General features: G+C 70.8%; 6 protein-coding genes. 4 read left to right on the top strand and 2 right to left on the bottom strand.

The window, feature by feature from the left end:
* The 3 genes from OEY_RS0103605 to OEY_RS0103595 form a co-directional block, all read left to right on the top strand.
* Positions 1 to 612: (uracil-5)-methyltransferase (locus OEY_RS0103605; RefSeq protein WP_010592580.1), on the top strand; the 612-nt coding region annotated here is incomplete at its 5' end.
* A 137-nt stretch (positions 613 to 749) separates the two neighbouring features.
* The gene (locus OEY_RS0103600) at positions 750 to 1208 is read left to right on the top strand and encodes a MarR family winged helix-turn-helix transcriptional regulator (protein WP_010592579.1); all 459 of its coding nucleotides are present in this window, start codon (positions 750 to 752) and stop codon (positions 1206 to 1208) included.
* Positions 1209 to 1267: 59 nt separating this feature from the next.
* Positions 1268 to 2800: an MDR family MFS transporter gene (locus OEY_RS0103595; RefSeq protein ID WP_010592578.1), complete on the top strand. Its 1533-nt coding sequence runs from the start codon at positions 1268 to 1270 to the stop codon at positions 2798 to 2800.
* On the opposite strand, the gene OEY_RS0103590 is transcribed toward OEY_RS0103595, so the two are convergent.
* A complete protein-coding gene (locus OEY_RS0103590) occupies positions 2801 to 3640 on the bottom strand; it encodes an ABC transporter permease (protein WP_010592577.1) in 840 nt (279 codons plus the stop codon).
* Positions 3637 to 4611, bottom strand: a complete 975-nt coding sequence (locus OEY_RS0103585) for a daunorubicin resistance protein DrrA family ABC transporter ATP-binding protein (protein ID WP_010592576.1) — start codon at positions 4609 to 4611, stop codon at positions 3637 to 3639. Before OEY_RS0103585 ends, OEY_RS0103590 begins: the two co-directional genes overlap by 4 nt.
* Before the next feature lie 285 nt (positions 4612 to 4896).
* Here OEY_RS0103585 and dxs point away from each other — a divergent pair.
* Positions 4897 to 6854, top strand: a 1958-nt coding sequence (dxs, locus tag OEY_RS0103580; RefSeq protein ID WP_010592575.1) for a 1-deoxy-D-xylulose-5-phosphate synthase, incomplete at its 3' end; no start/stop codon positions are given.

Here is a 6854-nt window from a genome sequence, read left to right as displayed (position 1 = left end):
CCCCGCCGCGCGGCGGCCGGTGCGCCCCGCGCCGAGAAGGTGGTCGAAGGCTCGGGGCGGGCGGTCGAGCGCGTCGGCGGCCGCGAATGGCACGTGGCGGCAACCGGCTTCTGGCAGGCGCATCGCGGGGCAGCGCAGGCCTATTCGGACACCGTGGGGGAGTGGGCAGCGGTGTCGCCGGGCGCGACGGCGTGGGATCTCTACGGCGGGGTGGGGGTGTTCGCCGCCGTCCTGGCCGATCAGGTCGGCACCGGCGGCCGGGTCGAGGCGGTGGAACTGTCCCGCCGGGCGGCGCAGGACGGGGCCGAGGCACTCTCGGATCTCGGACAGGTGCGGTTCCATGCGGGCCGGGTGGAGCAGTTGCTCCCGGAGCTTCCCGCCCCGCAGGTCGTGGTGCTCGACCCGCCCCGGGCCGGCGCCGGGCGGGATGTGGTGGCGGCCGTCGCGGCGGCGGGGCCGGAGCGCGTCGTGCACGTCGGATGCGATCCGGCGGCCTTCGGCCGCGATGTCGGCCTGTACCGGGACCACGGCTTCGAGCTTGCCGACCTGCGCGTCTACGCGGCGTTCCCCTCGACGCACCACGTGGAGTGTCTGGCCTTGTTCACCCGCTGATGTTCACCCGCTGATGTTCACCCGCTGATCGGGGCTGCCCTCGTCGTAGGGTCCCGCGCCTTCGTGGTTGCTTGCAACACGCAACTAAATGTATAGTTGCGTGTTGCAAGCAATTAATATCGATTCGGAGGCGATCCGTGGCCGTCCAGCCCGACACCGCGCACGCGCTCGTCGACGCGATCTTCCTGTTCGGTCGCACGCTGCGCACGGCCCTGGCCAACTCGACGGGCGACGAGCTGCCCAACGCCCTGACCGGAGTTCTGTTCGTCCTGTGGCGGATGGGGGAGTGCCGTCCCAGCGAACTCGCCGCGGAACTGTGTATGAGCCAGTCCGCGTTGAGCCGGCAGCTGGGCGAACTCGTCGAACGGGGAATGGTGGACCGTCACCGCGACCCCGACGACCGGCGGGCCCACCGCGTCAGCGTGTCGGAGACCGGGCACAGAGCCCTGCGCGAGATCCGCGACCGTCGCGCCTCCCGATTGCACGAGCTGCTCGGCGGCTGGGACCAGGCGCAAGCCGAATCCGCCCTCGGCGCGCTCGCGCACCTGAACGACACCCTTTCCGTCCACGACACCACCGGAAGGAACTGCCTGTGAGCGCCGCAGCTGTCAGTCCCCCCTCCTCGATGAGCGCCCCGGGCGCCGCCGAAACCACCATGACGCACCGCGAGATCCTCGAGGCTCTCGCGGGGCTGCTCGCCGCCCTCTTCACGGCGCTGCTGAGCAGCACCATCGTGGCGGTTGCGCTCCCCACGATCATCGCGGACCTGAACGGATCCCAGACCCAGTTCGCGTGGATCATCACCACCGCCCTGCTCGCCAACGCGGCCTCGACGCCGATCTGGGGCAAGCTCGCGGACCTGTTCAACAAGAAGCTGCTGGTCCAGACGGCGATCCTCATCTTCGTGGCAGGCTCGATCGTTGCCGGCCTCGCCACCAACGTGCCCGTCCTGCTCGCCGCCCGCGTGATCCAGGGCATCGGGATGGGCGGCCTCACCGCGCTCGTCGTCGCGGTCATCGGCAGCATCATCCCGCCCCGCGAACGCGGCCGGTACTCCGGTTACATGGGCGCGGTGATGGCCGTGTCCATGTCGGGCGGGCCGATCCTCGGCGGCGTCATCGTCGACAGCCCGCTCGGCTGGCGCTGGTGCTTCTTCATCTCCATCCCGATCGCCGTCGCCGCCATGGCGCTGCTGCAGCGCACCCTGCACATCGTGACCGAACGCAAGCAGGACGTGAGCATCGACTGGCTCGGCGCCACGCTGCTGACGGCCGGTGTCAGCGTCCTGCTGATCTGGGTGTCCTTCGCGGGCAAGGCCGGCTACTACGGGTGGCTGTCGTGGGAGACCCTCGCGTACGTCGGCGTCGGTGTCGGACTGCTCGCCGCCACCGTCGTCGTCGAGTCCAAGGTCGCCGACCCGATCATCCCGCTGAAGATCGTCACCGAGCGCACCACCGCACTCGCGATCATCGCGTCGGTCGCCGTCGGCGTCGGGATGTTCGGCGCCACCGCCTTCCTCGGCCAGTACTTCCAGACGGCCCGCGGCTACAGCCCGACGGCCGCCGGCCTGCTCACCATCCCCATGGTGTTCGGCTCGCTCGTGGCCTCGGTGGTCTCCGGTCAGCTCATCACGCGCTTCGGCCGGTGGAAGCCGTTCCTGGTGCTCGGCGCGGTCCTGCAGGTGGTCGGCTTCGGTCTGCTCGGCTTCCTCGACCACGCCACCCCGATGTGGCTGATCGGTGTGTACATCGCGATCGTCGGCCTCGGCACGGGCATGCTCATGCAGAACCTCGTGCTCGCCGTGCAGAACACCGTCAGTGTCCGCAACATCGGAGCCGCGAGCAGCTCGGTCGCGTTCTTCCGCACCTTCGGCGGAGCGATCGGGGTGTCCGTGCTCGGATCGATCCTCGCCACCCGGGTGACCACGCTGTCCGCAGACGGCTTCGCCGCCCTCGGCATCGACACCGGCTCGGCCGGCGGTGGCGGCAACCTCGACCTCGCGGCCCTGCCCGAGCCGGTCGCGGAGATCATCCGTCACGCCTACGGCGACGCCACCGGGTTGCTGTTCCTCGTCGCCGCGATCATCGCGCTGGTCACCGTCGCCGCGGTCGTGTTCATCCCGAACCGTCCCCTGCGGAAGACCATCGATATCGTCACCGAGGAGCAGCCCGCCGCGGCGGGGCGCTGATCAGGACCGGCGGTTGTACAACCACATCGTCGCCGGGCCGAACAGCACCACCAGCGCCGCGCACCACCCGAACACCATCGCGAGGTGCGCGGCGTCCGGCGTACCCGCCGTCAGGTCCCGGACGGCTGTGACGAGGCGGCTGATGGGATTGACCGTCACGAAGCCCTGCAGCCAGCTCGGCATCGTCGCGGGATCGACGAACACGTTCGACGCGAAGGTGAGCGGGAACAGGATGGTCATCGACACACCCATGACCGCCTGCTCGGTGCGCAGCAGCATCGCCAGCATCGTCCACACCCACGAGAGACTGAACGCGAACAGCAGCACGAGCGCCACCGCCGCGGCCGCGCCGACCGGACCGCCCGCCGGCCGGAACCCGAGCACGATCCCGAGCGTCAGCACGATCACCGACGCCAGCGTGTAACGGGCGAGATCGCCGAACAAGGCGCCGACGAGCGGTGCGGGCCGCCACACCGGCATGGACCGGAACCGGTCGAACACCCCCTTCTCGATGTCGCGGTTGAGCGTCATGCCCGTGTACATCGTGATGGTGCACACCGTCTGGACCAGGATCCCGGGGATGAGGAACTGCACGTACGCATCGGTCGATCCGGCCAGCGCACCGCCGAACAGGAACGTGAACAGCAGCGTGAACATCAACGGGAACACGGTCACGTCGAACAGCTGCTCGGGAACGTGCTTGATCCGCAGCAGCGCCCGCCACCCGAACGACAGCGACGCGGCGAATGCGGACGCCGGAGTCGGGCGCGGTCCGGCGACGTGCAGGACGTCCACGACGGCGGCGGGCGTGCCTGCCCGTCGGTCGGCGGTCGAGGTCACGATGCGATCTCCTCGTCTTCGTCGGGAACTTCCGTGGGATGACCGGTGAGGGCGAGGAAGACCTCGTCGAGGCTCGGCTGCCCGAGGGCGAACGTCGTGACCCCGATGTCCGCGGTGTCGAGGGCGGTCAGAGCCGCCGCCGCGGCCCGCGGATCGTCCACCCGCGCGGTCAGCGCCGCCGGGTCGGAGCCGGCCGTCACCGCCATCCCCAGCGCCGCGCCCAGCACGGCCGCCGCATCGTCCCGGCGCGCAGGATCGACCACCCGCACGTGCAGCGAACCGGACCCGACGGACGCCTTGAGTTCGCCCGGGGTGCCCTCGGCGATCACCCGGCCCCGGTCGATGACCGCGACCCGATCGGCGAGCTGGTCCGCCTCGTCGAGGTACTGCGTCGTCAGCAGCACCGTCGTCCCGGCGGACACCAGGGCTCGCACGATCTCCCACACCTGGTTCCGGCTCCGCGGGTCGAGCCCCGTCGTCGGCTCGTCCAGGAAGATCAGTTCGGGTGCGACGATGAGGCTCGCGGCGATGTCGAGACGCCGCCGCATACCCCCGGAGTACAGCTTCACCTGACGGCCCGCGGCCGCTTCCAGGTCGAACGCGGCCAGCAGCTGTCCGGCCCGGGACCGGGCACCCGCCCTGGAGAATCCCAGCAGCCGCGCGAGCAGCACCAGGTTCTCGGAACCGGTCAGATCCTCGTCGAGCGAGGCGAACTGACCGGTGAGCGAGACCCGGCGGCGAACCCGCTCGGGTTCGAGGCGCACGTCGTGCCCGAGGACGGTCGCGGTGCCGCCGTCCGGTGCAAGCAGTGTCGCGAGCATCCGGATCGTGGTCGTCTTCCCGGCGCCGTTCGGGCCGAGCACGCCGTAGACGCCGCCGGCGGGCACGGCGAGGTCGATGCCGTCCACGGCGGTGTCCGCGCCGAAACGTTTGATCAAGCCCGAGGTCTCGATGGCCAGTGCAGGGGGCATGGCTCCAGCCTTGCCCACGGTGCCGGGCGCGGCAATCGGTTTTGTCGGATTCGACCGGCCCGCCGTGGCCGCGGGTGGTGCCCACCCCCGGCGACGAGGGATCCCGCAACCGGCCCCGTCGGAAGGGTGTGCAGCATCACAGCACCGGCATAATGAGGTGAGGGACACGGTGTGAGACGGACCGGCGGCGCGACGTGACGAGTCGGCCACCCCCGACGCTCCGTAGACTGGGTGGAACCGCCCGCGCGGAAACGTGCGGGACCGAGCCGGAGGGAGCAATACCAGTTGGGTGTCCTGTCCCGCATCGAGTCGCCCGAGGACCTGCGCCGGCTCAGCCAACCCGAGATCCGGGAACTCGCCGAGGAGATCCGGCGGTTCCTGGTGGAGAAGGTGGCGGCGACCGGGGGACACCTCGGCCCCAACCTCGGCGTCGTCGAACTGACCATCGCAATGCACCGGGTGTTCGACTCACCCCACGACCCGATCATCTTCGACACCGGCCATCAGGCCTACGTCCACAAGATCCTGACCGGCCGCAAGGACGGCTTCGACACGCTGCGCAAGCAGGGCGGCCTGTCGGGATATCCCTGTCGCGCCGAAAGCGAGCACGACTGGATCGAGTCCTCGCACGCCTCGGCGGCCCTGTCCTACGCCGACGGCCTCGCCAAGGCCTACGAGCTGTCGGACCAGCAGGACCGGACCGTGGTCGCCGTGGTCGGCGACGGCGCGCTCACCGGCGGAATGTGCTGGGAGGCGCTGAACAACATCGCAGCCGGACGGGACCGCCCGCTCGTGATCGTCGTCAACGACAACGGCCGCTCCTACGCGCCCACGATCGGGGGACTCGCCGAGCACCTCGCGGCGCTGCGGCTGCAACCCGGCTACGAGCGGGTCCTCGACAACGGCCGCCGCTTCGTGAAGCGGCTGCCGTGGATCGGGGCGGCCGCGTACTCCGTGCTGCACGGGATGAAGGTCGGTATCAAGGACGCGGTCAGCCCGCAGGTGCTGTTCACCGATCTCGGCCTGAAGTACCTCGGGCCGGTCGACGGGCACGACGAGGCCGCGCTCGAGGCGGCCTTCCGGCGGGCCAAGTCGTTCGGCGGGCCGGTGATCGTGCACGCCGTCACCCGCAAGGGCGCCGGGTACGCACCGGCCGAGAACCACGTCGCCGATCAGATGCACGCCACCGGTGTCATCGACCCGGTCACCGGCCGCGCCACGGCGGCAGCGTCGGCACCGGACTGGACGTTGGTGTTCTCCGACGAACTGCTCGTGCAGGGCGGCCGCCGCCAGGACGTCGTGGCGATCACCGCCGCGATGCCGGGACCCACGGGCCTGTCGGCCTTCGGCGAACGCTACCCCGACCGGATGTTCGACGTCGGCATCGCCGAACAGCACGCCGTCACCTCCGCCGCGGGCCTCGCGCTCGGCGGGATGCACCCCGTGGTCGCGGTGTACTCGACGTTCCTCAACCGTGCCTTCGACCAGCTGCTGATGGACGTGGCGCTGCTGAAACTCCCCGTGACCGTCGTGCTCGACCGGGCGGGCATCACCGGCGCCGACGGCGCCAGTCACAACGGCATGTGGGACTTCTCCCTGCTCGGTGTGATCCCGGGGATCCGGGTGGCGTCGCCACGCGACGGCGCAACCCTGCGCGAGGAGTTCGGCGAGGCGCTCGCCGTCGCGGACGGCCCGACCGTACTCCGGTTCCCGAAGGGGGCGGTCGGTCCCGACATTCCCGCGGTCGAGCGCATCGACGGCACCGTCGACGTGCTGCGGATGCCGTCCGGGCGCCGCGGTGACGTGCTGATCGTCGCGGTCGGAGCGTTCGCCGGCCTGGCCCTCGACGCGGCGGAGCGACTCGAGCAGCACGGCCTCACCGCCGCCGTCGTCGACCCGCGCTGGGTGCTGCCCGTGCCGGCGGCCCTCGCCCGACTGGCGCGGGACTTCCGGCTCGTCGTCACCGTGGAGGACGGCGGCATGCACGGCGGCGTCGGTTCGGCGGTCTCGTCGGCACTGCGCTCGTCCGGCGTGGACGTTCCCACGCGCGAACTCGGTGTGCCGCAACGGTTCCTGGATCACGCATCGCGGGAGCAGATCCACCGCGAGCTGGGTCTGACCGCGCAGGACGTCGCACGTCAGGTCACCGGTTGGGTGGTCGGGCTCGGCGCCGCCCAGAAGACAGAGCCGGCCGTGGACGGATCGGCCGGCGAGGAGTCCGCGGGCGACGTCGTCGTCCGCCG

The organism is Rhodococcus sp. P14 (assembly GCF_000256505.1).
GTDB lineage: Bacteria > Actinomycetota > Actinomycetes > Mycobacteriales > Mycobacteriaceae > Rhodococcus > Rhodococcus ruber.
This window is presented reverse-complemented; position numbering and strand designations above follow the sequence as displayed.

Bases quoted from the DNA above. Each gene is read 5' to 3' on its own strand.
- OEY_RS0103595 (WP_010592578.1), top strand. From the start codon at position 1,268: ATGACGCACCGCGAGATCCTCGAGGCTCTCGCGGGGCTGCTCGCCGCC.
- OEY_RS0103585 (WP_010592576.1), bottom strand. From the start codon at position 4,611: ATGCCCCCTGCACTGGCCATCGAGACCTCGGGCTTGATCAAACGTTTC.